A 26,609-nucleotide genomic window follows, 5' to 3' on the forward strand; every position below is an offset into this window, starting at 1 on the left:
ACGTTTTCGTCTCGATCGCACCGCACAGGCTAGAGTTCGAGTATCAACCGGCCGCTTTTCGCGCGCGAGCAGCAGGTCATCATGCGCGACTGCGCTTCGCGCTCGGCGCGCGTGAGCACCACGTCGCGGTGATCGATCTCGCCCGCGAGCACGCGCACCTCGCACGATCCGCACAACCCTTCCTCGCAGTCGCTTTGCACGTCGATGTTCGCGCGGCGCAGCGCGTCGAGCACGGTCTGGTCGGCGGCCACGTTGAGCACGAGCCCCGAGTCCTTGAGCTCGACTTCGAACGCGCGCTCCTGCGAAGGGTCGAGCTTGCCGCCGCTCGCGGCGAAATGCTCCACGCGCAGGGCGTCCGCGGGCCACGCCGCGCTACAGGCTTCGAGCGCTTCGAGCATGCGCGCGGGACCGCAGGCGTAGACGCGCGTATGCGCGTCCACGCGCAGCGCGGCGAAGTCGTTGCGCGTGCCCTCCTCCGACACATGCAGATGCAGACGCTCGCCGTGCAGTGCGGCGAGTTCCGCGACGAACGCCATCGCCTTGCGCGAGCGAGCGCTGTAGTGCAGTTCGTAGTCGATGCCGAGCTCGCGTGCGCGGCGCGCCATGGCGCTCACAGGCGTGATGCCGATGCCGCCCGCGACGAAAATCGCGCGACGCCCTTCTTCGTCGAGCCGAAAGTGATTGCGGGGCCCGCGAATCTTCAGGCGCATACCCGGGCGCAGCGTGTCGTGCACCCATGCCGAACCGCCGCGGCTCTCCGTTTCGCGCAGCACGGCGATCTCGAACGCGCCCGTATCGGCGGGGTCTCCGCACAGCGAGTACTGGCGTGAAAGGCCGGTGTCGCCGCATTCCACGTCGATGTGCGCGCCCGGCGCCCAGCGCGGCAGCACGCCGCCGTCGGGCGCGACGAGGCGCAGACGCACGATGCCGTCCGCGACGGCGTCCGCACGCTCGACCAGCACGGGCCGCGAAAGCGCATGTGCCGAAGGCTCGCCGATGCGCACGGGCACCTGCAAGTCCAGCAAGGCGGGATGGCCGCGCTCCGGGTTGCGCGCCGGATCCCATTGCACGAGCAAATGCTCAGGACCCCGGAACGACGTGTTCGGCACGTAAGTGAATGCCTGGTCCGCGAGGCGCATGTGCGGCAGGCGGCGCGTGAGCTCTTCGAGAAAGATCTGCATCTCCATGCGCGCGAGATTCTTGCCCATGCACTGGTGCGAGCCATAACCGAAGGTGACGTGATCGCTCGCGTTGTCGCGGCGGATGTCGAACAGGTCCGCGTCGGCGAAATGGCGCTCGTCGTGATTCGCGGACGAGGTGACGATGAGCAGTTTCGAGCCCGCCGGAATGTCGACGCCGCCGATCTGCACGTCCTTCGTCGCGAGGCGCCGCCACGCGGCCACCGAGCCGTTGTGGCGCAGGCACTCTTCCACCGCGTTCGGGATGAGGCTCGGGTCCTCGCAGATCTCGCGCCACGCGTTCGGGTGCTGCAGCAGCAGCTTTATCGCGTTCGCCGTGGCGTTGGCCGTGGTCTCGTGCGCGGCCACGATGCCGGCCATCATCATCGAATGCAGATAGGAGTCCGTGACGACCTCGGGATGCGCCTTCTGCTTGCGGATGCCGTATTGCATCCAGCCCGGGCCATCCGGGTTCTGGCGCATCTTGTCGAGCACCTTGCCCGCGAACTGCCAGAAGTTGCCCACCGCGTGCGCGACCTCGACCTGCTCTTCGGGCCGCGGCCTCCCCCACGTGTTGACCGTGTGCGCAATCGAATACTTGCGCAGCAGGTCCATGTCCTCTTCGGGCACGCCGAGGAAATGCAGGGCCACGGTGAGCGGCACCTCCCAGAGCATCTGGTCGACAAGATCGGCGCGGCCTTCGTCGATGAAGCGGTCCACGTATTCGCGCGCGAGGCGTCGCACCATTGGTTCGTGATGCTTGAGATGTTCGGGCGTGAACGGTTCCATCAGCACGCGGCGGCGCGGCATGTGCGCGGGCTCGTCTTCGTTCACGAGCGTGCGGTTCATCGCATAGCCGTACGACTCGAGTACGGCGTTCGCCTCGGGGCCGGTAGGCGTGATCTTTTCGAGCGCGATGGACGGCGAGAACGTGAGGTTGTCGCGAAAGATCGCCTTGATGTCGTCGTAGCGCGTCACGACCCAGTAGCCTAGCTGCGGGCTGTAGAACACGGGCTCCTGCTCGCGCGCCCAGCGCACGTATTCGGGCGGATCCTGCTGGTAGCCGTCGCTGAAGGGGTCGAAGGCGGCCGCGTTGGCGCTGACCGGGCAGCGAGGCGCGGCGTTCGCCGCATGAGGGAACGGGCAGCGGCCCGGCGGCTGTGAGGGTGTCTCGCTCATATGCATCTCCTGCATGCTGCAAGTGTTACGTTTTGCGTAACTCTAGTACGCATTGCGTAATTCCGAGATAGGGGTTAACCTCGGTTCATCAACGGCGCTGCGCCGCAACTACGCGCCCTAAAATCTCGCATGAACCCGACCCACTCCCCGCGCCCCGCCAGCATGGAAAGCAGGAAAAACACCACCAGCCGCGCCGCGCCCGCCGCGAAAGCCGCAAAAAGCACACGCGACGCGAGCGCCGCCGCGCCGCGCGAACGTCGTCAGCGCGTGCAGTCCGCGCAGACCGGCATGGCCGTGCTGAAAGGTCTCGCCCGCCTCGGCGGACGCGCGAGCCTTTCGGCGCTCGCCGCGTGTGTGAGCGAAAGTCCCGCGAAGGTGCATCGCTATCTCGTGAGCCTGATCGAGGAAGGGTTGGTCGCGCAGGACACCGCTACGCAGCAGTATCTGCTCGGCGGCGAGGCGATGATGATCGGCGTGGCCGCCATGCGCCAGGCCGATCCCGTGCGCATAGCGGAGCCGGCGCTCGTGCGTTTGCGCGAGACGCTCGAAGTCACGTCGTTCGTCGCGGTGATGGGAAACAAGGGCCCCACGATCATCCGCTTCGAAGAGCCGGGCTTGCCGGTGACGGTGAACGTGCGCGTGGGGTCGGTGATGTCGCTGCTATGGTCGTCCACGGGCCGCGTGTTTCTCGGCCTGCTCGACGACGCCCGCGTGCTCGCGCAAGCCGGGGACGAACTCGCGCAATCCGACGCCTCGTTGCGCGCGCAACTTGACGCCCGGGATCCGGTCGGCGCGTTGTGCCGCGAGGTGCGGGCAGCGCGCTGCGCGAGCGTGCGCGATACCAATCTCAAGGGAATCAGCGCCGTTTCGGCGCCGCTCTTCGATCACACCGGCAAGCTCTGCGCCGCGCTCACGGCGCTGGGCGCGACGGGCGGCTTCGACGCCTCGCCCGAAGGTCCGGTCGGACGCGCCGTGCGCCGCGAAGCCGACGCCGCGAGCGCCCTGCTCGGTTACGTGGCGCGCGGCTGACGCTTCCTCGCGATGGCCGGCGCCGAGCGTTCGATGTCGAAAGGCGGCATGGCCGTGCGCGGATAGTCCTGGAAAGTCGCGCCGCGCGAGCCGCGCCAATCGCGATTCGCTGTCCGCTGCGGTGCGACCGGCTATCATGTGAATTCGAACTGTAGATGGAACGAACCAATCACATGGCCTCCCCCCAGGAAAACGTCAGCATGGCGGTGTTTTGCGACTTCGAGAACGTCGCGCTCGGCGTGCGCGACGCGAAGATCGACCGCTTCGATATCCAGCCCGTGCTCGAGCGGCTCTTGCTCAAAGGCAGCATCGTCGTGAAAAAAGCCTACTGCGACTGGGAGCGCTACAAGGGCTTCAAGGCCGCGATGCACGAGGCGAGCTTCGAGCTCATCGAGATTCCGCACGTGCGCCAGTCGGGTAAGAACTCCGCCGACATCCGCCTCGTCGTGGACGCGCTCGATCTCTGCTATACGAAGTCGCACGTGGACACCTTCGTGATCGTGAGCGGCGACTCCGACTTTTCGCCGCTGGTCTCGAAGCTGCGCGAGAACGCCAAGAAAGTGATCGGCGTGGGCGTGAAGCACTCCACGTCCGACCTGCTGGTCGCCAACTGCGACGAATTCATCTTCTATGACGACCTGGTCCGCGACCTCGTGCGCGAGCAGCATGTCCACGGCAAAGGCAAGAACAAGGCCGAAGGCGGCGCGAAGCGCCAGGGCGGCGAGGAGCGGCAGCCCAGGCAGGACGGCGACGAACGCAAGTCGAAGGCCGTCTCGTTCGCGATCGAGACGCTCGACGCGCTTGTGCTGGAGCGCGGCGAAAGCGGCAAGATCTGGGCTTCGGTGCTCAAGAGCGCCATCAAGCGCCGCCGGCCCGACTTCAACGAAACGCGCTACGGCTTTCGCGCGTTCGGCAATCTGCTGGAAGAGGCGCAATCGCGCGGCCTGCTCGAAGTGGGTCGCGACGAGAAGTCGGGCACCTGGGTGTCGCGGCTGAATCCGCCTCCGATTGTCGCCGCGGCGGCCAGCTCGCCTGTGCAGGAAGTCGCGGTCGCGCGCGCCGAGGATTCGCGGTCGAAGCGCAAAGGACGGCGCGGCGGACGCGGCGGCTCGGCACTGGACACGCGTGAAGCCACCGTCGAGCCAGCCGGCGAGGCGCAGACCGAAATTCCGTTCGAGCCCGTCGAAGCGCTCGCACACGCAACGCATGCGCGCGAGGATGGAAGTCGCCGCGCTGAGCCCTCCCTGGCCGAGCCGTTCGAAGCACGCGAACCTGCCTATGAGCGACATGAACCACACGAGCCCCACGAGGCGCATGTCGCGCGCGAGCCCGTGACCTTCGAGGCCGGGCACGAAACGGCAGACCATGTTGACGCTGCTCCGGCCCTGCCTGGGCGGGCGCGCAAGACGGCTACGCGCAAGAGTCCCGCACGCAAGAAGGCCTCAAAGAAGACATCGGAAGCGCAGGAAGGCACCCCCGGCGAACCAGCGCCGGCAGCCGCTACGCAGGCCGAGCCCGCTGTGAAGAAAGCACCCTCGCGGGCGCGCCGCGCGCGCAGCAAGTCCGCGCCGGCTCCGGAAGAAAGCTGAAAACGGTATGGCGTGCGCCGCGCGCCATGAGCGGCGCTCGGCACGTCGATCAATACGATCAATCGCCGAACGGATTGCGCGGCCGCCTGGCCGGCTCCTGCTCACCCTCGTCCCTCGCTGGTTCGCCGCCGCCGAACGGATTTTCCTTGCCCGACGGCCTCGCGTCGCCGAACGGATTTGCGGCCGGCGCGGGTTTCACCTCGCCAAACGGATTCACCGCAGCCCGTTTCGTTGCGCCGAAGGGCGCGCGCGCGTCGTCTGCTGTGCTGGCTGCGTGCTCGCCCGCTTCACCCGGCGCAGTCGCGAGGTTGTACTCGGCCTGCACTTGCGCGAGCACGCGTGCCACGCTCGCCTCGAAGCCCGCTGCGTTGTGAAAATGCTGCATCGTCCAGTTGCAGCCGCTGCGATCGGGTGCCTGTCGCTGCGGGCGCGGCACGCCGATCTTCACGCCATCGTCTAGCACTTCCTGAAGCCGGTGTATGCGCCGGTGCATTTCCTCCTGCAGGCGCGAAGCATTGAGCGTCTTGCGCAACATGGCGAATCTCCTTTCCTCTATGCGTCACGTCGCGCGAGTCTAGCGCAACGTCGGTTTCACGTCGCCAGCCGGCCGGCAGATTCATGTGCGCGAGCGCGTCGCGCATCGGATCGCCTGGCACCACCCGTTGCCCCGCGAACGGCGTGTCGAGATCCGCGATCACGTAGACCGCCGACGAAATCGACACCGCGCCGGGCACGATCAGCACGATCGCCGGCGCCAGATCGCAGGCATCGCGCGGCCCGAGAGCGGCGATCTCGCGCCCCACCGAGTCGAGCAGCGCACCGAGCGTGCCGGCTATCAATAGCCTCGCCGTTCACGACAGGGGCGTGCGGATAGTAGCTGCCCTGCGGCGGCGTCTCCTCGCGCCAGGTCGAGGCGATTGCGCTTGCCGCGTAGGCGCGCAGCAAGGTACGCGCGGCGGCCGCTTCGGGCCCGTAGTCGCGCAAGCGCCGGTCGCGCTGGATCAGGTCGGCGGCCTACGCGCGCATGTCGTCGGTCGCCGTGTCGAAGCTCGATTTCGCCGATGCGGCGAGCAGGCTCAGCACGAGTGCCGCGAACATCACCAGCATGCCGATCACAAGCTGCACGGCCCCATGCTTGCGATGCTCCCCGGGCAAAAGCGGCCGCGGCCGCAGCGGCACGCCAGGCCCCCGTGCCTCCGGGCAGCAGCACGAACACGAGCAAGGCGGACGATTTCCGTCACGGCAACGGCTTCTGCTCCGCTGCTGCGGCGCTTTCTTGCGTCGCAGCAGGCTCCGCGGGCGCTGGAGGCGCTGCGCCACGTTCCGCGTCGGCGGCGCTCGCCGCGTCGACGCGCGCATGGATCGCCCTCGCCTCGTCCTCGGTCGGCACGATGTCCGGATGCGCTCGCGGTACCGCGAGCTTCCATGCCACGTCAAGCTCACGCCGGATCGAGTCGTAGACCTCCTTCGATATGGAGCGGTCTTCATACATCGCCGCTACACGCTCGCGCCCTTCGCGCAGCGCATAGAGCAGCAGCATGCGCCGTTCGAGCACGTCCGCCGCATGGCCGAAGCATTGGCGCACTTCCGCGAGCCCACGCTCCGCCTTCTCGATGCGCGCCCTGAGTATCGCTTTCAGCAGCTTCGCGAGACGCTCGCCGAGCAGCGGCGTGAGGCTACCGTCGTTGAAGACGATGAGCTGGTGCAGCACCACGCGGCGACACATCAGGAGTTCGAAACGATCGGCGAGCGCGTCGCCATAGGGCTGCCGGATGCCCAGCCAGCGATAGACGAAGCGCGCGACGCGCAACCCCGGCGTATCGGCGAGGATTTTCGCCGCGGCGCGCTGATAGCCGATGCGTCCGCCGGCGCGCGCCTCTTCGATCATGGCGTCGGCGTTGCGCATCATCGCATCCAGATTGCGGATCGTGATGAGCCCGCTACCGTACTGCGGAATCAGGTCGCGCTCCTTGGCCGCGAGCGTGACGAGGCCGATGACGAGGCGCTCGCGATCCGAGAGCGCGGCTTCGATATCGAACGCGGTCGCGCCGATGTCGATGCTGTGCCGGAACGTATTGCAGGCCTGGTCGGCGATCGCCTCGGGAATGTGGAACGTGCGCGCCGCCCTGTGCACGCGCTCGGAAACGCCGATCGAAGACAGTTGCACCGCCTTTTGCTGCAGCGCCTGCTCCTGCGGCGAAAGCAGATCGAGATGCAGGCGCCGGATCAGCAGCTTGAGCGACGTCCCGTTGACGATCAGGCTCACGAGCACGAAACCCGTGGCGAGAATCGCCACGAAGCGGCGCGTGGACTCGGGCAGCGCCGTGTCTTGGGCAAGGCCGAGCGCGAGCACGAGCGTGACCGCGCCGCGCAGTCCGCCCCATGCGATCACGAGCTTGTAAGCGGCGCTCACGGGCTCGGTGAGCCGTAGCCGGCTCAGAAGCGGCAACATGCCGAACACCACGACGAGACGCGCCGCGAGCGCCGCTGCCACCACGACGGCGAGCGCGATGAGATCGACCCAGTGCGCGTCGCTCAGCGTGCGCGGAATCCGCATGGCGGCGAGCAGAAAGATGGCCGCGCCCGCCATGGCCGCAATCTGTTCCCATATCAGTTGCAGATGCTGCCAGTTGACGGGCGAGAGCCGCGTGCGTCCCAACCCGCTTATCACCAGGCCCGCCGCGACCACGGCCACCACGCCCGAGACGTGCAAGGTCTGATCGGCGAACAGATAAAGCGGATACGGCAGCGCGAAACTGAGCGAGACTTCCGCCTTGCCCTCGCCGCCCAGCGCGGGAATGAGCCACGCGAACACGCGCCCGGCCAGCGCGCCGACTGCGAGGCCGCCGCCCAGTGCGACGCCGAGCGAGCGCAGCGCGGCCGTTACCGACACGTTGGCGGCGTCGCCTGTGAGCGCGGCGATCAGCACGCCCGCAATCGCAATGGCGGCTGCGTCGTTGAGCAGGCTCTCGCCTTCCACGAGGCGCACGAGCCGCTCGGGCGCGCCCACTTCGCGGAACACGGCGAGCACGGCGGAAGGATCGGTCGTCGCGATCATCGCGCCGAGCAAGAGACCGTCGGCAAGCGGCCCGAGACCGGTGAGCCGGATCGCGCCGCCCACCACGCCGGTCGCGACGAACACGGCCACGATGGCGAGCAGGAGAATGGGCGCCGCGTCGCCGAGCATCTCGCGCACGTTCACACTGAGTGCGGCCTGAAAGAGCAGCGGCGGCAGGAAAATCCACAAGTACGCCTCGGGCGGCAGTTGCGGCGCCAGCGCCGGGCTCACGACGCTAGCAGCGAGCGTGGGCCATGCCTCGCCGCTCACGAGGTAAATGCCGCCCAGCGCGAAGCCCCACGCGGCGAGCAGCACCGACTCGGAGACCGCCCAGCGCAGACTCGCCGCCTGGACGAACGCGATGCTCGCCAGCAGGAAGCCGCTCATAAGGAGAATGTCGATGACCATAGCGTGTCGCCGTCACGGCGCCGGCAACCATACCACCGTCAACGACCTCACCCCTTGCGCGCCCCGGATCAGCACGCCTTCGATATCGGCCGTCGCCGACGGCCCCGTGACGAGCGCCGCATAGCGTGCGCCACGGAAATCATCGCGCCGGTACGCGTCCTGCAGCCCCGCCACCAGTTGCCCGGGATCGAGCAACACCACCAGATGCTGCGCGATATAGCCGAGTGCGTTCACGACGTACTCGCGCTCGCTCAGCCACAACGAGCCCGTCTCCGCCACGCCGAAGCGCGCGCGTACCACGCCGACGTCGACGTCTTCGAGCGACACCGCCTTCGTGGCTGCGTCGATCCCGCGCGTGCCCTGCACCTCGGGCGTGGCCGAAGCGATACGCGCCTCGTCGCCGAAGCGCTGCACGATCAGCGCGCGCACGTCGGCCGCGCTTTGCGCCCGTGCTTCGCCGCCGCCCATCAGTTCGAGCGCGGCGGCAAAGCGCTCGCGCAAGTCGCCCGCCGGCGCCGCGAAAAGCGGCACTTCGGGCAACGGTTCGTGCGCGGGCTGCGCCGCGCGCACGCGCGCGAGAAACGCCTCACGATCCGCCATTGCCGCCTCCCTTGCGGTTCTTCCGGTACCACGCATAGAATGTGGTGCGCGGCACATGCGGCAGATCGCGCTGCTTGCCCCAGATGTTGAGCGGGTTGTAGAGCATGAAATTGGGCAGGCGCCGCAACGCGCCTTCGAGCGAAGTCACCGCCCCGCGATAAAGCGTCGGACTGCCGAGCAATCGCCCCGCCATCTTGAGCACTTCCTGCTTCACGAACGGCAATTCGTGCTGCGCCGCGATGACCTGCCGCCACTGATAGATCTGCTCGTGAATATTGATCTTCACGGGGCACACGTTGGTGCAGCTGCCGTTGAGCGTCGAGGCGAACGGCAATGCGCTGAAGCGTTTGAGATCGAAAGTGGGGTTGATGATCGCGCCGATCGGCCCTGCATAGGTGCTGCCGTACGACAGGCCGCCGCTGCGCCGGTACACGGGGCACGTATTCATGCATGCGCCGCAGCGGATGCACTTGAGCGAATACCAGAACCCGGGCATGGCGAGCCGCTCGGAGCGGCCGTTGTCGACAAGCACGAAATGCATTTCCGCGCCCGGCCGCGGCGCACGAAAGTGCGAGGTGTACTGCGTGATCGGCGAACCGAGCGCGCTGCGCGAGAGCATGCGCACGAACACGCCGAGATCGGAAAGGCGCGGAATGAGCTTCTCGATACCCATCGAAACGATGTGCAACGGCGGCACGTTCGCGCAAAGGTCCGCGTTGCCTTCGTTGGTGCACACCACCACGGTACCCGTTTCGGCCACCGCGAAGTTGCAGCCCGTCATGCCCGCCGTTTTCTCGCGCACGAACCACGGCCGCGTATTCATGCGCTGGCTTTCGGCCAGATAATGAATGTCGTTGTTGTGCGGATCGGTGCCTATGGTGCGGCCGAACACTTCGGCCACGTCGTCGCGCAACTTGTGCACGGCGGGCACGACGATATGGCTGGGCGGCTGCCTGTCGAGTTGCTGGATGCGCTCGCCGAGGTCGGTCTCCATCACCGAAATGCCGCGCGACTCCAGGTACGGGCGCATCTCGCACTCGTCGGTGAGCATCGACTTGCTCTTCACGAGCGCCGTCATGCCGCGCTCGCTCAGAATGCGATGGACGATTTCGTTGTGTTCCTCCGCCGTATCGGCGAAATGCACCTGCACGCCGTTGGCTTCGGCCGTACGCGTGAACTGGTCGAGGTAGTCGGCCAGATGCGAGAGCGTATGCGCCTTGATCTGCGACGCGAGCGTGCGCAGCGTTTCCCATTCGGGAATGGCGTGGGCCTGTGCGTCGCGCTTCGAGCGCAAGTCCCACAGACGCTTGTCGTGAAAGGCGACGTGCTCGGGCCGCGAGAGAAACGCGCCGGCCAGCTTCGCATGTTCGACACGCTTCATTCGCGCGCTCCGTTGAGCACCTGGGCGATATGGATGAAGCGGATGTCCGCGCTCATGCGCTCGGCGCAGCCCTGCTGGTGCATGAGGCAGGACATGTCGGCCGAAACGATGTACTGCGCGCCCGCGCTCACGTGATCGACGACCTTGTCCTGGCCCATGCGGACCGACACCGCCTCTTCCGTCACGGCGAACGTGCCGCCGAAGCCGCAGCATTCGTCGGGACGCGCGGGCTTCACGAACTCGATGCCCTTCACGTGTTCGAGCAGCGCGAGCGGCTTCGAAAATGCCGGACCGGCCACCTCGGAAACGGAGGCTTCATGCAGATGACGCAGCGCGCTGCAACTGTTGTGCAGGCCCACGCGCCAGGGGAATTCGGCCCAGGGGAACTCGCGGGCACCGAGCACGTCGTGCAGGAACTCGACGAGCTCGTAGGTGCTCTCGCGGACCTGACGCACTTCGCTGGTTTGCTCGATTGCGTCGAAGTGGTCCCGCACGTGATTCACGCAACTCGCGGAAGGTCCGACAATATAGTCGTAGCCAGCGAAGGCGCGCGCGAACACACGCTCCGCGCCGGCCGCCTCGGCCTGCGCGCCGCTGTTGGCCATGGGCTGGCCACAGCAGGTTTGCTCGAGCGGATAGTCGACCTCGCAGCCGAAGCGTTCCAGCAATTCGAGCGTCGCGATACCGACTTCGGGGTAAAACGCGTCGATGAAACAAGGGACGAACAAGGCGACTTTCATGCGCAGGCTCACACGAAAAGCGGACCCGAACATTCTACTGCCGAACTGCGCGAAGGGTCGCGCCCGCACGCGCGCCGCGGCATGCCGCGGCGCATCATGACTGCCGCAGCCGCGCAGAAGAACTACCGCCCGGATGCACGTCGTTGGAGATACAGGCGAAACCGAAACGCAACGCGGGCGCGCATTGCCACGACGTATCCAGCCCGGGAATGTCGAACGAGACCTCCGCGCCCCGCGGTTTCACCTCGTATGCGAAATAGTGGCCGCGGGGAAACGCGTATGCCCCACTCGCGCCTGAAATGCTCACCTTCCGCACGCGGCACCGACGGTCAGACCGCACGTTTCCGGAAGATCGCGAATCCGAACGTGAAAACCCGCATGGAGGCGAATCCCGGCTACACGCTCATCATCAACGATTCGCTGCTCATGCTCGCCGATCCCGCGTCGAACGCTCGCCGGTGCGGACACAAATGCTTCGGAGTACGGATTTGGCGCGAGCGACCGGACCAACCTGCTCGGTCATGCGCTGCGCGTGGTGGACGGCGGACAGGCGGACACGGTGGGTCAATGCGCACAATTGGCCGATCCCGCGCAGCGCTTCGGCGGCATGCACCATTGTTAATTGAAATGGAATAATGAAACCCGGCGGCACGCAATGATCGCCGCCCCCCTTTCGTTCATGATCGAACCCGTTCTCAACATCCACGAAAAGGAAGCACGAACATGAACGCATCCACGAACTCAGGCGGCGTCGCCATCGTCACGGGCGCCTCGCGCGGCATCGGCGCCGCCATCGCCGAACGTCTCGCGCGCGACGGCTATGCCGTCGTCGTCAACTACGCGTCCAGCAGCGCCGGCGCCGAGGCGCTCGTCGCGAAGATCGCAACGGTTGGCGGCCGCGCCATCGCGGTGAAGGCGGACATCGCGAAGGCCGACGAGGTGCGCCGGCTCTTCGAAACCACCGCCGAAAAGCTGGGCCAGCCCACCGTGCTCGTGAACAACGCCGGCATCATGAAGACCGTCACGATCGCCGAATCGACCGATGCCCTCTACGACGAAACCTTCGACATCAACGTGCGCGGCACGCTCAACACGCTGCGCGAAGCGGCGACAAAGCTCGCGGAAGGCGGCCGCGTAATCAACTTCTCGACGTCGGCGCTCGCGATGAACCTGCCCGGCTACGCGCTCTATACGGCAAGCAAGGCCGCCGTGGAAGCGATCACGCGCGTATTCGCGCGCGAGCTGCGCGGGCGCGCCATCTGCGTAAACGCGGTCGCGCCGGGGCCGGTCGCGACGGAACTGTTCCTCAATGGCAAGACCGACGAGCAGGTCCGGCACTTCGCGAACATGCCGCCGCTGCAGCGCCTCGGGCAACCCGGCGACATCGCCGGGCTGGTGTCGTTCCTCGCGGGTCCGGACGGCGGCTGGATCAACGGCCAGGTCCTGCGCGCAAACGGCGGGATCGTCTGACGCGCCGCGTGCCCGCAGTGAATGGCAAACCATGGAATGAAGGCCGGGGATCGCGGCGGGAAACCGGCCGCCTGCCGCCGGTGCTACACTCCGAGCACGAAAACGGTACCACCGGTGCAAACGACGGCACCAGCGGCCACGAAACGTGCTCGAAGCATGCACAAAGCGTGCGCAAAGCGGGCCGGGCGGCCGGCGCGCCGGTGCCCACTCAGTGCGCCCTCAACCATTTCAGACCATGTATCTGTCCATCCTCGCCGTCGGCATCGGCGGCGCGCTCGGTTCGCTGTTGCGCTGGGTCCTTGGCCTGCGCCTGAATGCCGTCTACCCGGAGCTGCCGCTCGGCACGCTCGCATCGAACATCATCGCGGGCTATGTGATCGGCGTCGCTGTCGCGTTCTTCGGGCGCATGCCGCAGCTTTCCGCCGAATGGCGGCTGTTCGTCATCACCGGGCTGATGGGCGGCCTCTCGACGTTCTCGACGTTTTCCGCCGAAGTCGTCTCGCATCTGCAGCACGGGCGCTTCGGCTGGGCCGCGGGCGAAATCGCAATCCACGTGTGCGCCTCGGTCGTCATGACGATCCTTGGTATCGCCACGGTCTCCGCCCTCATCCGGTAAGAAAACGGCCGCGCCCGCTTCTCGCGAAACGCGGCCGCGCGACCAGGCGGTCGAGCGATCAGCCCAACGCAGGACGCTGATAGCCGCCCGGCAAACCGTCCTTCGAAAACACCCACTGCCAAAGCTGGATGTCGCGCGCGCGAAACGCCCCGGCGCACGAAAGCAGGTAGTAACGCCACATGCGGTAGAACCGCTCGCCCATCTGCGCCTTGAAACGCGGCCACGCGGCCTCGAAATTCGCGTGCCACGCCATCAGCGTGCGGTCATAGTCGGCGCCGAAGTTGTGCAGGTCTTCGGTGACGAAGAGGCCTCCCGAGGCGTCGGCGATCTGGCCGATGGTCGGCAGCTCGCCGTTCGGGAAAATGTATTTGTCGATCCAGGGATCGGGCGTGGTGTCGCGGCGGTTCTTGCCGATGGTATGCAGCAGGAAAAGGCCGTCGTCGACGAGGCAGCGCTGGGCCACTTCCATGTACGTGCGATAGTTCTTCGGGCCCACGTGCTCGAACATGCCCACGCTCGCGATGCGGTCGAACTTTTCGTCGAGCAGCCGGTAGTCCTGCAGACGAAATTCCACGCTCAGGTCCTTGCAGCGCCCGGCGCCCAGCGCGGCCTGCTCCTTCGAGATCGTCACGCCCACGCACGACACGCCGTAATGCTCGGCTGCGAACTTCATGAGGCTACCCCAGCCGCAGCCGATGTCGAGCAGACGCATGCCCCGCTCGAGCCCGAGCTTGCGGCAGATGAGATCGAGCTTGGCCTCCTGCGCCTCGTCGAGCGTCTTCGCGCCGCCCGACCAGTAGCCGCACGTGTAGGTCATGCGCTTGTCGAGCATGGCCTCGTAGAAGTCGTTGCCGATGTCGTAGTGCTGCTGGCCCACCTTCCAGGCGCGGCGCACGGTCTGGCGGTTCATGAGGCGCGCCCTGAGCGCGTGGAAGACGAGACGGGCGGGGTCGATCTGATCGTCCAGATGCGCGCGCAGCACGTGCGCAAAGAATTCGTCGAGCTGCTCGCAATCCCACTGGCCGTCCATGTAGGCCTCGCCGAGGCCCAGGTTGCCTAGCGCCAGCACGCGCTCGGGCACCTGCGGGTCGTGGATGCGCATGTCCCACGGCCGGGTGCCGTTGAGCTTCACGTCTGCGCGTGCCAATAGCTGTGATGCGAACCGCCAGGCCCCCGACCCCGTCGACTCGCGGGCGGGATGGGCTGCTTCGAGATCAGTCGTTGCCATACGTGCTCCGTGTCAACCGGCGTTGGCTTCCTGACGCCTTTCTCCGGTCCCAAACAAGAAGGTTGCTATGAAAACATTCGTCGTCGTGCGCACTGCGAGAGGCTCTATGATGCACCCGCTTCAAAAAATGTGCAGGAACACGCACAGCCCGCACCGCACAGGCCATAATCGCCAGTTCAATTCGATAGAATCCGCATCGGCATGCGCGAGCACGCAACGCGCCCAAGCCGGAGACACTGACCATGGCCTACGACGACAAGAACATCTTCGCGCGCATCCTGCGTGGCGAAGCCCCCTGCATCAAGGTGTACGAAGACGACGCGACGCTCGCGATCATGGACGTGATGCCGCAATCCGAAGGCCACGTGCTCGTGCTGCCGAAGGAAGGCGCCGAGTTCATTTACGACCTTTCGCCCGAAGCCGGCGCGGCCGCGATGGCGACCGTGCAGAAGATGGCGGCCGCGGTGCGCAAGGTGCTCGCGCCCGAGGGCCTGCTGATCGCGCAGTTCAACGGCGCCGCGGCCGGGCAAACGGTGCCGCACGTGCATTTCCACGTGATTCCGCGCCGCGCCGGAGAAGCGTTGCGCCCGCATGCGCGCGAGATGGCCGACATGGCGCAGCTCGAAACGCTGGCTGCGCGCATTCGCGCCGCGCTGTAAGCCAGGTGTAGGGCAAGGAGTAGCCCTGCCCGCCAGGTTCAAAGGCGGTTCAGATGCCGTCGAACTGCGCGAATGCTTCGAGCGGCGCGCGCGCCGAACGCCACTGGTTGATGGGCGCGCCGGCATCTTCGTAACCGATCGCCATGCCGCAAAAGAGCATCCGCTCGGGCGGCAAGGCGAGAAACTCGCCAACGCTCTGCGCATAGCGCGCCCAGCATTCCTGCGCGCAGCTATGCAGGCCGGCTTCGCGCAGAAGCAGCATCACTGTCTGCAGGAACATGCCGAGATCGGCCCACTGCGGCGGCCCCATCTGACGATCCACGCTGCAAAAGAGCGCCAGCGGCGCATCGAAGAATGCGTAGTTACGTGCGAACTGGCGCAGCCTGCCCGGCCGGTCCTCGCGCGCCACGCCGATGCTGCGATAAAGGTCTTCGCCCACCTGATAGCGCCGCTCGCGGTACGGCGAACCCAGTTCGCGCGGATAGACGTCGTACTCCGTCGGCTCACCCGCTGGCGCCTGCGCAATGCGATCGACCATGATCGCCTTGAGCTTCGCGAGCGACTCGCCTCCCACGACGTGCACATGCCACGGCTGGAGGTTGCCGCCCGAGGGGGCGCGCGCCGCGGTATCGAGCACGCGGCGGATCACGCCAGGATCCACGGGATCGTTCAGGAACTGACGAACGGACTTGCGGCTGGTGACGGCTTCGCTGACGTTCAAGCGGGTTCTCCTCGATGGATCGACGAAGCATTATCGGCCATCCATCGCGCGGCCGCCGAGGCACGCTGCGGACCTCGAAGCATGCATCAGAACTTGTGGCGGATGCCCACCACGACGAGCGCCTGATTGTCCGCGCCCGCGCTCACGCCGAAGTCGCCGATCGAGGCCTGTGCGGCGACGCTCGCCCCCTTCGCGTCGAGCGTGCGGCCGCTCGCCTTCTGGTAACCGGCGAGCGCGTAAAGATCGGTGCGTTTGGATAGCGAGTAGCCGCCACCAAGGTTGACCTGGTTGTAGTGCGCCGACGCCGGACCCGTGAGCGACGTGTAGTTATAGCCCACGCCCGCGCGCAATGCCGCGGTCGCCTGGTAGTTCAGGAACGCGGATCCGCTGTTGAATTTCGCGGTCTGGTGGAAGGTCGAGTACGCATCGTCTGCGTATTGCGTATTCGAATAAGCGAGGCCGAAGCTCAACGCGCCGACCGCATAGCTGCCGCCCGCGCGCACGATCTGGATAGAGCTCGCGCTCGCGAAACCCTGATTGATGACCGTGTTGAAGAGACTGTCCGAACTGCTCGCCCAGGTGCGCACGCCCGAGGTGAGCGTGCTGCCGCCGTTGGCGAAGAAATAGCCGGCTGCGAGCGAGAGCGGCCCGTTCGAGTAAGCGGCGCCGAAACTGTATGTCTGGCCGCTGCCGGTCGCGCCCGCCACGCCGCCAAAGCCGTAAAGCGCCTCGAACTGCAGGCCCGCGACGACCGGGCTCGTGTACTTCACCGAATTGCTTACGCGCAGGCTGTTGTCGTAGTTGTCGAGATCGCCTGGCGTGCCGAATACGCCGCCGAACGGGCCGTCCGCGGTGACCGGCTGCACGAGATCGACGAGTGGGTCGTACTGGCGGCCGAGCGTGAGCGTACCCCACGTCGCACTGGCGAGGCCGACGATGGACTTGCGGCCGAACTCGCGGCTACCCTGCCCGAGCGCGCCGGTGCCTACGTTGAAGCCATTTTCGAGCTGGAAGATCGCGGCGAGGCCATTGCCGAGGTCCTCGCTGCCGCGCAGGCCCCAGCGGCTGCCCGAGAGATTGCCGCTGCTCAGCTTGACGAGCGTCGACTGGTTCTGGCCGCTCGCGCCCTGCGCGTTGTGCACGTAAGCGATGCCGGCGTCGACGATGCCGTACAGGGTGACGCTGCCTTGCGCACGAGCGCTTATGGCAGTCGTGGCGCCTGCCGCGGCAATGGCGAGCACGAGGGCAGCAGGAAACGGGCGGCGTGAGAGGTGGTCTTTTTTGTTGTTCATACGGGATTTCCGTTGCGTGTTGTGTTTGTCGCTGCGCGGTCCCTGCGAAGCGCCTGCAAGGCCGTGCGGCACACCATACGGAAAGCCCCGCTAGCGGGGAACGAACGATTTCTGCGTTGCTTAGGGAGTGCGGCGGACTTTTCAAAGCGCAAGCCGTGCCAGGTGCTGCGCGACGGCTTTCCTCCGGGGCGCGGACTCTGCTATAATTCGCGTCCCGCCGGAGAGATGGATGAGTGGTTTAAGTCGCACGCCTGGAAAGCGTGTATAGGTTAATAGCCTATCGGGGGTTCGAATCCCCCTCTCTCCGCCAGAATACATAAGCCGTTGATTTTTCAACGGCTTTTTTCATGGCTCACGGCTTGATGTACCTCGTTGGGGCGCCGCTTCCATCAAGACGTTGAAGATACCAGGCCGCATCAGTCAGTCACGTCATGGCGTGTTCTACTCCCGCCTGCAATTCGCAGTGTCAGGTCGGCGACAAGAACATCGCTTCAATTCTGCTCCGGCCGTCAAAAGGAATTCTGCTCAATGGCGGAATTCCTTTTGACGGCCGGTATCTATTCTTCTGCGATGTGCGACGTTGGGTGACAACCCATCACGCAGCATTGCAGCGCGGGAGAGATTTGTTTTTTTGAAAAAATAACCAAATCGCAGACCGTTCAAGATATTTTATGTAAACTGTTGCCTGTTCCGTGTCAGATTGATTTACACCCATGATGGAAACATACAGATTGTTGGGTGGTTGATCGATTTCAGAGCTACCCAGGAACTCGTCGGAATATCTCCACCCTCCGCTATGTGCCGGGAGCCGCTTAAATGCGGAACGGCCGAATTGATACAATCTCTTTGCGATATCTTGCCCAGTTGTTTCTCCGATATAAATTACCTCTTTTGAGGTGACGGAGGCCGTTGATACTGGTGGCTTCTTAAAATGAGCCAGCACATAGATTCCAGGAAGTCGGCAATCTTTAAGTGTTTTGTGTTCCCCGTATCTTACCCAAGCAGAGAGCATGAATTGATCTTGCATAAAAAATTACCCACAAACGTAAGTCAACGGTTTCAGGAACGAAACCATAAAAATCGATTGGAAATAGTTGCCGCACAGTCTAGCAGCTCTCCAAGCCATTGCTTTGCCTCGATGCGTCGACGGTGTTCTTCGGAGCGTATTGGCAAGCCCGAGCCGACCACGGCTGAGCGCCACGAACGGCATGGAAAGACGGACCCGCACCTGAGCTACCAAATTAGGGTCGAGAATTTATAACAGGTTTAGGGAAGCCCCTACTGAATGGCGGCCTTGATGCGACGTACATTCAAAAATGTATAGGTACGTCCGGCCACCTGATCGGACTGGGCGACTAAGGAGACATCCTGTGTTAAGTCAGCCAACTAGCTGGTGCTCCGCAGATGTTGCGCTCGGCGACAGGACGGATGCCTGGCAAGAAGTCCTGAGCGGCAGCTATCGAGCATGGCAGGTGCCGCAACGCTTGCCTGCGACTTTCTACGCATCCCTTCGTCGGCACGACTTTGCAGGGACCGAAATCGTCGAAACCATCTGCGACCCGTGTGTTGGCGAGCGTACGCGCGAGCACGTGCACCGTGACGACGAGCTGTACATCGGCGTGCAACTGACGACGAGTGGCCGTGAGCGCTTCAGGATCGGCGACAGCGGCGTCGAAGTGAATTCGGGAGACCTCGTGGTCTGGACGACCGACCAGGTCGTCCAGTTCGAGGTTATGGAACGTCTGCATAAAGTCACGCTGATGATTCCCTGGGCACTCATGCGGGAGCACGTCCCCGAACGAAAGCATTTACCATCCGGCGGGCGCATCGAGAGCAAAACGGGGGTTGGCTCACTATTAGCCGTGCACCTGCTCGCCCTTTCGAATCAGATTTCGACGCTCGACTCGAGTGTGCAAGGCACGGTCAGTCGCTCGACCCTCGAATTGTTGGGCGTCGCACTATCCGGCCAGCAGCAGACGTCGCCTTTTGATGCAACGGCGGTAATGCTGCGCAAGGTTCAGGACTACATCCTCCAACACCTCCATCAGGAGGACCTGACACCAGTGCATATCGCGGAGGCAAACGGGATATCGCTACGATATTTGCACATGCTGTTCCAGCGCAGCGACATGACCGTCTCGGGCTTCGTTCTGCAAAGCAGGCTGAATGCTTGTCGTCGGGCGTTGCTGGACCCTTCGTATCACCGCTTCCAGATTGGAGAGATTGCGTTTCGCTGGGGGTTCAACTCGACCAGTCACTTCTGCCGCGTATTCAAGGAAAAGTTCGGCCAATCACCGAGCGATGCTCGCCGGGCCGGCACGACGCCGTAATTCATCTGCCCCAAAACTTCCCGTAGGTGCGCGCGACAATACACGACGCATGCCCCGCATCCGAAAGTATGCGGGGCATGCGTCACAGACGGGGAAATTCGGCGCGTGAAAAGGAGAGCTATGAGACCCAAAGCCCCATGCGGCGCCGGGTCTGAATGCCACGCGCACCGACGGGATGGTGTTGCGTCATGCTCGATCGCACGCTCACGCGTAGTACCCGGAACGCTCGAGAACTTCAATCTTGTAACCGTCCGGGTCCTGGATAAAGAAGAAACGAGCCAGCACCTCATCTCCGCGCTTGAACGCCTTCACCGGTGCGGGCTCGATACCTAGCGACACCATACGTCCATGCTCCGCTTCCAGATTCTCGACTGCCACTGCGACGTGGCCGTATCCGTCCCCGTGCGTGTAAGCCGGCTCGCGCCCCTTGTTCCACGTGAGCTCGATTTCGAAATCGTTCTCCGCGTTGCGCAGATACACGAGCGAAAACTCGGGAAAGTCGAGGCGGTGATTCACCGACAGCCCAAGCGCATCCTGGTAGAACTGCAGCGACCGCGCAAGGTCGTGCACACGAATCATGGTGTGAATAATCCTGGCCACGTTTTTCATCCAAAGTACTTACGCTGGCGTGGAAGAACCCACGCCAGCGGTCACGGGCTAGACGGAGAAACGGCAGAGCGTTTCACCGCCGTCGATACGAATCAGGTCGCCGTGGATGTAGCTCGACTCATCCGAACCAAGGAAGATTGCGAGGTTCGCAATATCCTCGACCTCGCCCCAGCGCTTTAGCGGAATGACATCGGTGAACGCCTTGTCAAAGTCCTTGTCGTCGAACAGCGCCCGCGTCAGCGACGTCTTGGCGTAGGTCGGGCAAATGCCGTTGACGCGAATCTTCTCGCGACCGTATTCGATGGCGAGACAGCGGGTCAGATTCGCCGCGGCACCCTTCGAGATGTTGTACACGGATTGCCTGGGGTGACCCTGCAGGCCAGCGGTCGAGACGATGTTGACGATATTGCCGCCGCGGCCCTGCCTCAGGAAAAGCTTGATGGCCTCCTGGCAGCCGAACCACATGCCCTTCACGTTGACGGCGAAACACGTATCCAGGTCTTCGACGCCAAACTCGTGAGCGAGCTTGCCGGCTCGGTAGACGCCGGCGTTGTTCACGATGACATCGAGACCGCCGTAGACGCGCGCTGTTTCCTGGACGAGATTGGCAACGTCGCCCTGCTTCGTAACATCGCACTGCACGTAGGTCGCCTCGCCACCGGCCTTTCTGATGGCAGCAGCGGTCGTCAGTTGTGCATCACGCTCGAAGCCACCCTTGTTAGGCTCTTCGTGAATGTCGCTCACGACGACTTTTGCGCCTTGCGCCGCATAGGCCATTGCGATTCCTCGACCAAATCCGGAACTGGCGCCGGTAACGATGGCCACCTTACCTTTCAGTCTGTCCATGATGCATCTCCATTTGCCGATATGAATACAATGGCGGCAAGCGCTAACGCGCCGTGAATGCACCGTCGACGGTGAGCATCGAGCCTGTCATCCACTCGGCGTCGTCCGACGCCAGGAAAACCGCGGCGCGCGCGACATCTTCCGCAGCACCCACACGCGGCCACGGCGTGAGATCGTGCAGCAACTTGTTCGTTTCGTCCTTTTCGAGGAATGAGCGGACCATTGCCGTAGCAAGAAAGCCCGGGCAGATGGCATTCACGTTGATGCGCTCCGGTGCGAAGTCGAGCGCCAGCTCGCGCGTCAGGTTGACTACCGCGCCTTTCGACGCACAGTACGCCGGCTCCAGCGCGAGGCCAACCAGGCCGCCGATGCTCGCGATATTCACCACGCGTCCACGCAGGTCAGCGCCAGTCGAGCTCTTCATCGGTCCCTGCTTCATGAACTGTGTGATTGCATATTTACAGCCGAGCCAGACGCCCTTGGCGTTGATGTTCATCGTGAAGTCGTACTGATCTTCGGTTTCGTCGATGATGTTGTGCAGGCCGGTAAATACGCCTGCGTTGTTCACCATGATGTCGAGCCTGCCGAACGTCCTGACTGCGTGGTCGATAACGCTTTGCACATCGGCCGCCCTGCTCGCGTCGGCAGCAACGAACGTGGCCTTCCCGCCTGCCTGCGCGATCACGTCGTCGGTATCGATTTCGATGTCCTTCTCATACCCACCGGAAAGTGCACTCTTTTTCAGGTCGGAGCATACGATGTGCGCCCCTTCCCTTGCGAGGGCGATTGCAATCGCGCGCCCGTTGCCGGAGCTTGAGCCGGTAACAACCGCAACGCGGCCATTGAGTTTACCCGCCATGTGTGTCTCCACTGATATAGATTTCGGTCCTAACGGACCGCTGTTTAGGGTAACTAATGTATTACGACGAAAACGCGGTGAACGTCTGGACGGCGATCTTGTCGCCCTGCACGTAGAGCGTGTCCGTCGCCATCGTGACGAACGGCTTCGCTTCCCACGCGAGGTACGCGATGTCGCCTTCCGTGCTCTTGCTGGTCACCTTGAACGCGTCCCAGAACGCCGGTTGCGCGCCGTCGAGAAAGGCCCTGAAAAATGCGCGAATTTCGCCGACACCACGGAACGACTTCTCAGGCGTGACAATGACGGAGCGATCGTCGTAATCCTTGAGCAGTTCATCGAGGCCCTTCGCGAAGGCGCCGAGATGGTGGTCGAAAACCTGGCTGGTTGCTGACATGTTGCCCCCTTCGATGGAAAACGCGGCCGCTGGCGACAGCGTCAGTGGCCTGCGTTGACTTCCGTACGATCAGTCGATGTAGGCGCGCTGGGCCTGGTCCCACGTCACGACGACAATGGGCGTGCCGTCTTCCGTGATGAACTCGAGGGGGCCGAGGAACGTCATGTAGAACTCGGAGTCAACCGGGAAGTAGGTCTTGTCGTGGCGCGCATTGGCCGACTCATAGCCGTAAGCCGGTGCAACGACGGTGTCGCCACCGTGTTCCGCGCCGCCGCGAACGTCCATGCGCCCCTTCGTCAGCAGGTATTCGCCCGGACCCACGTGGAAGTGCGCGTTGAACGAAGAGCCTGCGGGGCAATCGAAGATGGCGGTCCACGCGCCCATTTCCGGCGACGCATGCAGAAACTTCCAGCGAATGCCGCCAACCGAAAGCGCGTCGGGGAACGGCTTCCACGGAATATCGTTGAGCTGCACGGCTTCTTCCGCCACGTGCGCCTTGATTTTCAGTGCAGAATGGGTTGCCATTTGCATGACTGTCTCCTTCGTTTATCCGGGTCGGAGGACCGGGTGGGGTTCGGTGTGAGTCAAGAATAGGCCGACGCCGCTGCCGCGGCTTGCACGGCAGTGCAGGACCAGTTGAACGGCAGCGCAGTCGAAAACCGCCGTGATTTAAGAGGACGAAGAAAGGAGACGGAAAAACCGGACTCGCGCCGGGAAAACAAACGTTCGCTGCATGATGCAGCGGGCGCCGGGCGCTTCAAATGGCTCCCGCGAACAAGCGGCTTTTTCTGGTTCTATTTGCCGCGAATTTCACGCCGGCGGCACGCGAAATCGCACTTGGCCACCAAGGCGCTCCCCCGGACTCGTCGAATCGGACGCTATAAAAAAGCCCGCTTGCGCGGGCCTTTCACGACAAGCGTCAACCGCGATTACTTTCCGGCGAGCGCCGCGAACTGCGGATTGGTCACGACCTGCCTGAGCAGCGACTGAACTGCCGGCCCGAAGGCGTCGGCCACGTTCTTGCACGCCGACATGGCGGTCCAGCTCGTGTCGAACTGGTACTTGACCGAGACCTCGTAGCCAGGCGAGTTCGCCGACTTCACGAGCATCTTGATCGTCCAGTTGGCCGGCGAGACCGAGCTGAAGCTCAGTTCCTCGATGCGCCCTTCGATGGCCGCGCCCTTCACGTCGTACGCCTGCGCCATGAACAGCTCTTCCTGGAACGCTTCCTTGACGTACTGCGGAATCGTCTTGCCGGGCGCGACCTTGACCGGTCCGTTGAGACGGCAAAGCGGACTTTCGTCCACGCCGGGCGCCAGCTCGATATCGGCGACGCTGACCTTCTTCGATTGCAAATGCTGTTGAATCGCGATGACGTTTTCCGTCGATGCCTTGTACGGAATCGAATTGGTGGTTTCGCAACCGGTCAGCATCGCGACCACGACGCACGTCCCCACTACCGCGCCAAACTTGCTTTTATTCACTTGGTCCTCGCTTTTTAATCATGCCAGTACGACCGGTCCGCAAACCGGCCAGAGGCCGCGGCTCAAATCAGCATATAGCTGAATACCCCGTCCGCCGCACCGCTGCCTCCCGCTATTTATCGGACAAAAATCGAAAGACTTGATGGGACGCCAAAAAGTATGCGTGACGAATAGCCTGTGATTGGCAAATGGATGACGCATTGCATCGCGCTCGATGATTTTTTTGTTGAGCGCGCAACCGGTTCGCGGGAACGAGAGATTGCCGTATCACCCGCCTCGTTCGTCATTCATGTGATCGACCGCACACCGTCGACGATGTCCGCGCCCTCACGGATGGCGGATATAGTCCACCAGCGCCACCGTATACGCATCCGGCTTGCGGTCGAGCAAGCTCACGCCGATCGCAACAAGAAAGCCGGCAGGCACGCCGAACACTCCCGAGCTGATCGGCTCGATGCCGAACCATCGTCCGCCGGCGAAGCCCGTGAGCTGCGTGAAGAAGGGATAGGTCGAGACGATGTAATAGACGCACACGGTCAGGCCCGCCACCATGCCGGCCACGGCGCCGAGGCGCGTGGTGCGCTTCCAGAACACGCCCAGCACGAGCACGGGAAAGAGGCTCGACGCCGCGAGCGAAAACGCGGCCCCCACCAGAAAGAGAATGTTGCCCGCGTTGAGCGAGGCCACATACGAGGCGAACAGCGCCACGCCGAGCAGCAGGATCTTCGACATCGTCACGCGCCGCTGGCTCGACGCGCCCGGGTCGACCATGTGGTAGTACACGTCGTGCGAGAGCACGTTGGAGATCGTGAGCAGCAGGCCATCCGCGGTCGAAAGCGCCGCCGCGAGCGCGCCCGAGGCAATGAGCCCCGACATCACGTACGGCAGCCCCGCGATTTCCGGCGCGGCGAGCACCACCATGTCGGGCTGCATCTGGATGTCGCTCCAGCGCACCACGCCGTCGCCGTTCACATCGGCGACGCTGATGAGATAAGGCTCGATGCGTCGCCATTGCATCACCCAGTGCGGCAGATCGTCGAAGCGCTGCCCCACCAGATGCGTGAGGATCTCGAACTTGATCAGCACCGCGAGCACCGGCACGGTCAGGTAGAACAGCGCGACGAAGAAGAGCGTCCACCCCACCGAGCGGCGCGCCGAGGCCACCGACGTCGTCGTGTTGTATCGCGTGAGAATATGCGGCAGGCTCGCCGTGCCGAGCGAGAGGCACAAAAGCAGCGAAAGGAAGTTGCGTTGATGAATGCGCCGCTCGGCTTCGTCGCCGGCCGGGAACGGTTCGTTCATCGGCACGGGCGGCGCGGCTCGCTCGAGCAGGTCGTCGCGCTGACGCGTCCACATCATGCGCGCCGCGTCGACGTCGCGCGGGAACGCATTGAGCTCGTGCTCCAGCGAATCGATGTCGCGCAGCGGGCCATTGTGGCGGCGCAGGTCCGCGAGCGATTCGACGAGATGCGTCTTCTCCGCCACATACGACCGCGGCAGCGTGTCGAGCCGCGTTTGCCACTGCGCCGCGCGCTTGCGGTATGCGTCGCGCACGTTCGCTTCGGCGCTCGCGCCGCGCACGTCGCGCTCGAGCGCCTCCACGCGCTGCATCACGTTGCCGTATTCGACTTGCGGCAGCCAGCCGAGCCCGTCGCGATGCGCGATCAGCGAAACCGGAATCAGCACGGCCGCGATGAGGATGATGTATTGCGCGACCTGGGTCCAGGTCACGGCGCGCATGCCGCCGAGAAATGAGCACACGAGTATGCCCGCCAGCCCGCAGAAAATGCCGATGGCGAAATCCACGCCGATGAAGCGCGTCGCGATCAGCCCCACGCCCTGGATCTGCGCAACGAGGTACACGAACGAGCAGAGGATAGTCGCGAGCACGGCGAGCGCGCGCACGAGGTTGCTCGAGAATCGCGTGCCGAGGAAATCGGGAATCGTATAGCGCGCAAGTTTGCGCACATACGGCGCGAGCAGGAACGCGACGAGGCAGTAGCCGCCGGTCCAGCCCATCAGGTAGGCGAGGCCGTCGTAGCCGCTCGCATAGAGCGAGCCCGCGAGCCCGATGAACGACGCGGCCGAGAGCCAGTCGGCGGCCGTCGCCATGCCGTTGAAGAACGAGGGCACGCGCCGCCCCGCCACGTAGTATTCGACGAGATCCGAGGTGCGCGAGAGCAGCCCGATCACCGCGTAGACCGCGATCGGCACGAACAGGAACACATAGCCGATCCACATGCCGGCGCCCGTGGAAAGCTCGATGCGCCACATCACGTAGACGAACGCGAGAAAGCCCAGCGTATAGAGCGCGTAGGAGCGGATGAGCCGGTGTGCGAGCTTCATCGTTGCTGGGCCCTGCTTGCCTCGCGAATGGCGGCGTCGGCTTCGAGCGCGGCTTGCAGCGCGCGGTCGGCGCGCTGCATCAGCACGATATAGATCGCCACGAGCAGCACATAGAGCAGAATCGCCCCCTGTGCGCCGAGGTAGAACGGCAGGCTGAAGCCCGCGAAGCGCACGTCGGCGAGCGAGCGCGCAAAGAGCGGCGCGACGAACGAAACGATGAAACCGATGGTCATGAGCACGGCGATCAGCGCGATATTGAAGCGCCAGTAGCGCCGATGCGCGTACGCCATCGCCTCCGTCACCGGAGGTGGCTCAGGCAATGGATTGAAATTGTTTTGCGGAGTAGTGTGTGGCGCGGCCATGCGCCTGTGTAGCAAAAACGCGTATGGCCGGCAATCCGGGGCAATGCGGGGATCGATGCGAAAAACGCCCCACGCGCGGCGCCGGACAAGGCGCCGCGCGTGGTCGGGCGATTAGAGCGACTCCCCGAGCTGGTCGAGAATCGCCGGGTTTTCCAGCGTCGAAACGTCCTGCGTGATCGCCTCGCCCTTCGCAAGCGAGCGCAGCAGGCGCCGCATGATCTTGCCCGAACG

23 protein-coding genes, 1 tRNA gene and 1 pseudogene are annotated in these 26,609 nt (G+C 64.3%); 7 read left to right on the forward strand and 18 right to left on the reverse strand.

Translation table 11 applies throughout. From position 1 onward, the window contains the following. Positions 1 to 29: 29 nt before the first annotated feature. On the reverse strand, positions 30 to 2,357 hold the full coding sequence (locus tag BLU17_RS28635) for a cytochrome P450/oxidoreductase (RefSeq protein WP_092004899.1): 2,328 nt from the start codon (positions 2,355 to 2,357) through the stop codon (positions 30 to 32). 162 nt (positions 2,358 to 2,519) lie between these two features. On the opposite strand from BLU17_RS28635, the gene BLU17_RS28640 reads away from it, so the two are divergent. Together BLU17_RS28640 and BLU17_RS28645 are read left to right on the forward strand one after the other, a co-directional pair. Further along, complete coding sequence (locus BLU17_RS28640; protein WP_092004902.1) at positions 2,520 to 3,386, forward strand: IclR family transcriptional regulator; 867 nt, start codon at positions 2,520 to 2,522, stop codon at positions 3,384 to 3,386. 200 nt (positions 3,387 to 3,586) lie between these two features. Beyond that, the gene (locus BLU17_RS28645) at positions 3,587 to 4,975 is read left to right on the forward strand and encodes an NYN domain-containing protein (protein WP_176929223.1); all 1,389 of its coding nucleotides are present in this window, start codon (positions 3,587 to 3,589) and stop codon (positions 4,973 to 4,975) included. Between the two features lie 280 nt (positions 4,976 to 5,255). Here BLU17_RS28645 and BLU17_RS28650 read toward each other — a convergent pair. The 5 genes and pseudogenes from BLU17_RS28650 to BLU17_RS28675 form a co-directional block, all read right to left on the reverse strand. Beyond that, positions 5,256 to 5,510, reverse strand: a pseudogene (locus BLU17_RS28650) (hypothetical protein); the annotation flags it as partial. A gap of 702 nt (positions 5,511 to 6,212) precedes the next feature. Continuing rightward, positions 6,213 to 8,441: a cation:proton antiporter gene (locus BLU17_RS28660; protein WP_092004908.1), complete on the reverse strand. Its 2,229-nt coding sequence runs from the start codon at positions 8,439 to 8,441 to the stop codon at positions 6,213 to 6,215. 12 nt (positions 8,442 to 8,453) lie between these two features. After that, a complete protein-coding gene (locus BLU17_RS28665; protein WP_092004911.1) occupies positions 8,454 to 9,041 on the reverse strand; it encodes a LutC/YkgG family protein in 588 nt (195 codons plus the stop codon). After that, positions 9,028 to 10,422 carry a lactate utilization protein B gene (locus tag BLU17_RS28670; protein WP_092004914.1) on the reverse strand — a complete coding sequence of 465 codons (1,395 nt, stop codon included), beginning with the start codon at positions 10,420 to 10,422 and terminating at the stop codon, positions 9,028 to 9,030. Before BLU17_RS28670 ends, BLU17_RS28665 begins: the two co-directional genes overlap by 14 nt. Beyond that, entirely contained in the window at positions 10,419 to 11,162 is a 744-nt protein-coding gene (locus tag BLU17_RS28675) for a (Fe-S)-binding protein (protein WP_092004977.1), read from the reverse strand. The genes BLU17_RS28670 and BLU17_RS28675 overlap by 4 nt, the downstream gene beginning before the upstream one ends. 723 nt (positions 11,163 to 11,885) lie before the next feature. Between BLU17_RS28675 and BLU17_RS28680 the strand changes: the two genes are divergently transcribed. Both BLU17_RS28680 and crcB read left to right on the forward strand, forming a co-directional pair. Further along, positions 11,886 to 12,632, forward strand: coding sequence for an SDR family oxidoreductase (locus BLU17_RS28680; RefSeq protein ID WP_092004917.1), 747 nt, complete (start codon positions 11,886 to 11,888; stop codon positions 12,630 to 12,632). A gap of 235 nt (positions 12,633 to 12,867) precedes the next feature. Then, complete coding sequence (crcB, locus tag BLU17_RS28685; protein WP_092004921.1) at positions 12,868 to 13,248, forward strand: fluoride efflux transporter CrcB; 381 nt, start codon at positions 12,868 to 12,870, stop codon at positions 13,246 to 13,248. Positions 13,249 to 13,306: 58 nt separating this feature from the next. Here the strand turns inward: crcB and cfa are convergent, their stop codons facing one another. Then, complete coding sequence (cfa, locus tag BLU17_RS28690; RefSeq protein WP_092004924.1) at positions 13,307 to 14,476, reverse strand: cyclopropane fatty acyl phospholipid synthase; 1,170 nt, start codon at positions 14,474 to 14,476, stop codon at positions 13,307 to 13,309. A 242-nt stretch (positions 14,477 to 14,718) separates the two neighbouring features. On the opposite strand from cfa, the gene BLU17_RS28695 reads away from it, so the two are divergent. Beyond that, on the forward strand, positions 14,719 to 15,135 hold the full coding sequence (locus BLU17_RS28695) for an HIT family protein (protein ID WP_092004927.1): 417 nt from the start codon (positions 14,719 to 14,721) through the stop codon (positions 15,133 to 15,135). Between the two features lie 49 nt (positions 15,136 to 15,184). Here the strand turns inward: BLU17_RS28695 and BLU17_RS28700 are convergent, their stop codons facing one another. Together BLU17_RS28700 and BLU17_RS28705 are read right to left on the reverse strand one after the other, a co-directional pair. Beyond that, positions 15,185 to 15,856: a nitroreductase family protein gene (locus tag BLU17_RS28700; protein ID WP_092004930.1), complete on the reverse strand. Its 672-nt coding sequence runs from the start codon at positions 15,854 to 15,856 to the stop codon at positions 15,185 to 15,187. An 86-nt stretch (positions 15,857 to 15,942) separates the two neighbouring features. After that, positions 15,943 to 17,148 carry a porin gene (locus tag BLU17_RS28705; RefSeq protein WP_092004934.1) on the reverse strand — a complete coding sequence of 402 codons (1,206 nt, stop codon included), beginning with the start codon at positions 17,146 to 17,148 and terminating at the stop codon, positions 15,943 to 15,945. Positions 17,149 to 17,367: 219 nt separating this feature from the next. Here BLU17_RS28705 and BLU17_RS28710 point away from each other — a divergent pair. Next, positions 17,368 to 17,458, forward strand: a tRNA-Ser gene (locus BLU17_RS28710). Between the two features lie 285 nt (positions 17,459 to 17,743). Here the strand turns inward: BLU17_RS28710 and BLU17_RS32750 are convergent. Then, on the reverse strand, positions 17,744 to 18,175 hold the full coding sequence (locus BLU17_RS32750) for a hypothetical protein (RefSeq protein ID WP_143189368.1): 432 nt from the start codon (positions 18,173 to 18,175) through the stop codon (positions 17,744 to 17,746). Between the two features lie 343 nt (positions 18,176 to 18,518). On the opposite strand from BLU17_RS32750, the gene BLU17_RS28715 reads away from it, so the two are divergent. Further along, positions 18,519 to 19,478: a helix-turn-helix domain-containing protein gene (locus BLU17_RS28715; RefSeq protein ID WP_245747059.1), complete on the forward strand. Its 960-nt coding sequence runs from the start codon at positions 18,519 to 18,521 to the stop codon at positions 19,476 to 19,478. A gap of 204 nt (positions 19,479 to 19,682) precedes the next feature. Here BLU17_RS28715 and BLU17_RS28720 read toward each other — a convergent pair whose 3' ends face one another. The 8 genes from BLU17_RS28720 to BLU17_RS28755 form a co-directional block, all read right to left on the reverse strand. Then, complete coding sequence (locus BLU17_RS28720) at positions 19,683 to 20,078, reverse strand: VOC family protein (protein WP_092004980.1); 396 nt, start codon at positions 20,076 to 20,078, stop codon at positions 19,683 to 19,685. A gap of 57 nt (positions 20,079 to 20,135) precedes the next feature. Continuing rightward, the gene (locus BLU17_RS28725; protein WP_092004940.1) at positions 20,136 to 20,933 is read right to left on the reverse strand and encodes an SDR family NAD(P)-dependent oxidoreductase; all 798 of its coding nucleotides are present in this window, start codon (positions 20,931 to 20,933) and stop codon (positions 20,136 to 20,138) included. A 43-nt stretch (positions 20,934 to 20,976) separates the two neighbouring features. Further along, positions 20,977 to 21,792 carry an SDR family NAD(P)-dependent oxidoreductase gene (locus tag BLU17_RS28730; RefSeq protein ID WP_092004943.1) on the reverse strand — a complete coding sequence of 272 codons (816 nt, stop codon included), beginning with the start codon at positions 21,790 to 21,792 and terminating at the stop codon, positions 20,977 to 20,979. Positions 21,793 to 21,853: 61 nt separating this feature from the next. Continuing rightward, positions 21,854 to 22,186, reverse strand: coding sequence for a hypothetical protein (locus tag BLU17_RS28735; RefSeq protein WP_092004946.1), 333 nt, complete (start codon positions 22,184 to 22,186; stop codon positions 21,854 to 21,856). Between the two features lie 69 nt (positions 22,187 to 22,255). Beyond that, a complete protein-coding gene (locus tag BLU17_RS28740; protein ID WP_245747060.1) occupies positions 22,256 to 22,717 on the reverse strand; it encodes a cupin domain-containing protein in 462 nt (153 codons plus the stop codon). A gap of 398 nt (positions 22,718 to 23,115) precedes the next feature. After that, complete coding sequence (locus tag BLU17_RS28745) at positions 23,116 to 23,670, reverse strand: hypothetical protein (RefSeq protein WP_245747061.1); 555 nt, start codon at positions 23,668 to 23,670, stop codon at positions 23,116 to 23,118. A gap of 327 nt (positions 23,671 to 23,997) precedes the next feature. Then, positions 23,998 to 26,016: a sodium:solute symporter family protein gene (locus BLU17_RS28750; protein WP_092004949.1), complete on the reverse strand. Its 2,019-nt coding sequence runs from the start codon at positions 26,014 to 26,016 to the stop codon at positions 23,998 to 24,000. Further along, complete coding sequence (locus tag BLU17_RS28755; RefSeq protein ID WP_092004952.1) at positions 26,013 to 26,378, reverse strand: DUF4212 domain-containing protein; 366 nt, start codon at positions 26,376 to 26,378, stop codon at positions 26,013 to 26,015. The genes BLU17_RS28750 and BLU17_RS28755 overlap by 4 nt, the downstream gene beginning before the upstream one ends. Positions 26,379 to 26,609: the final 231 nt, after the last annotated feature.

The organism is Paraburkholderia lycopersici (assembly GCF_900096975.1).
Taxonomy (GTDB): Bacteria; Pseudomonadota; Gammaproteobacteria; order Burkholderiales; family Burkholderiaceae; genus Paraburkholderia; species Paraburkholderia lycopersici.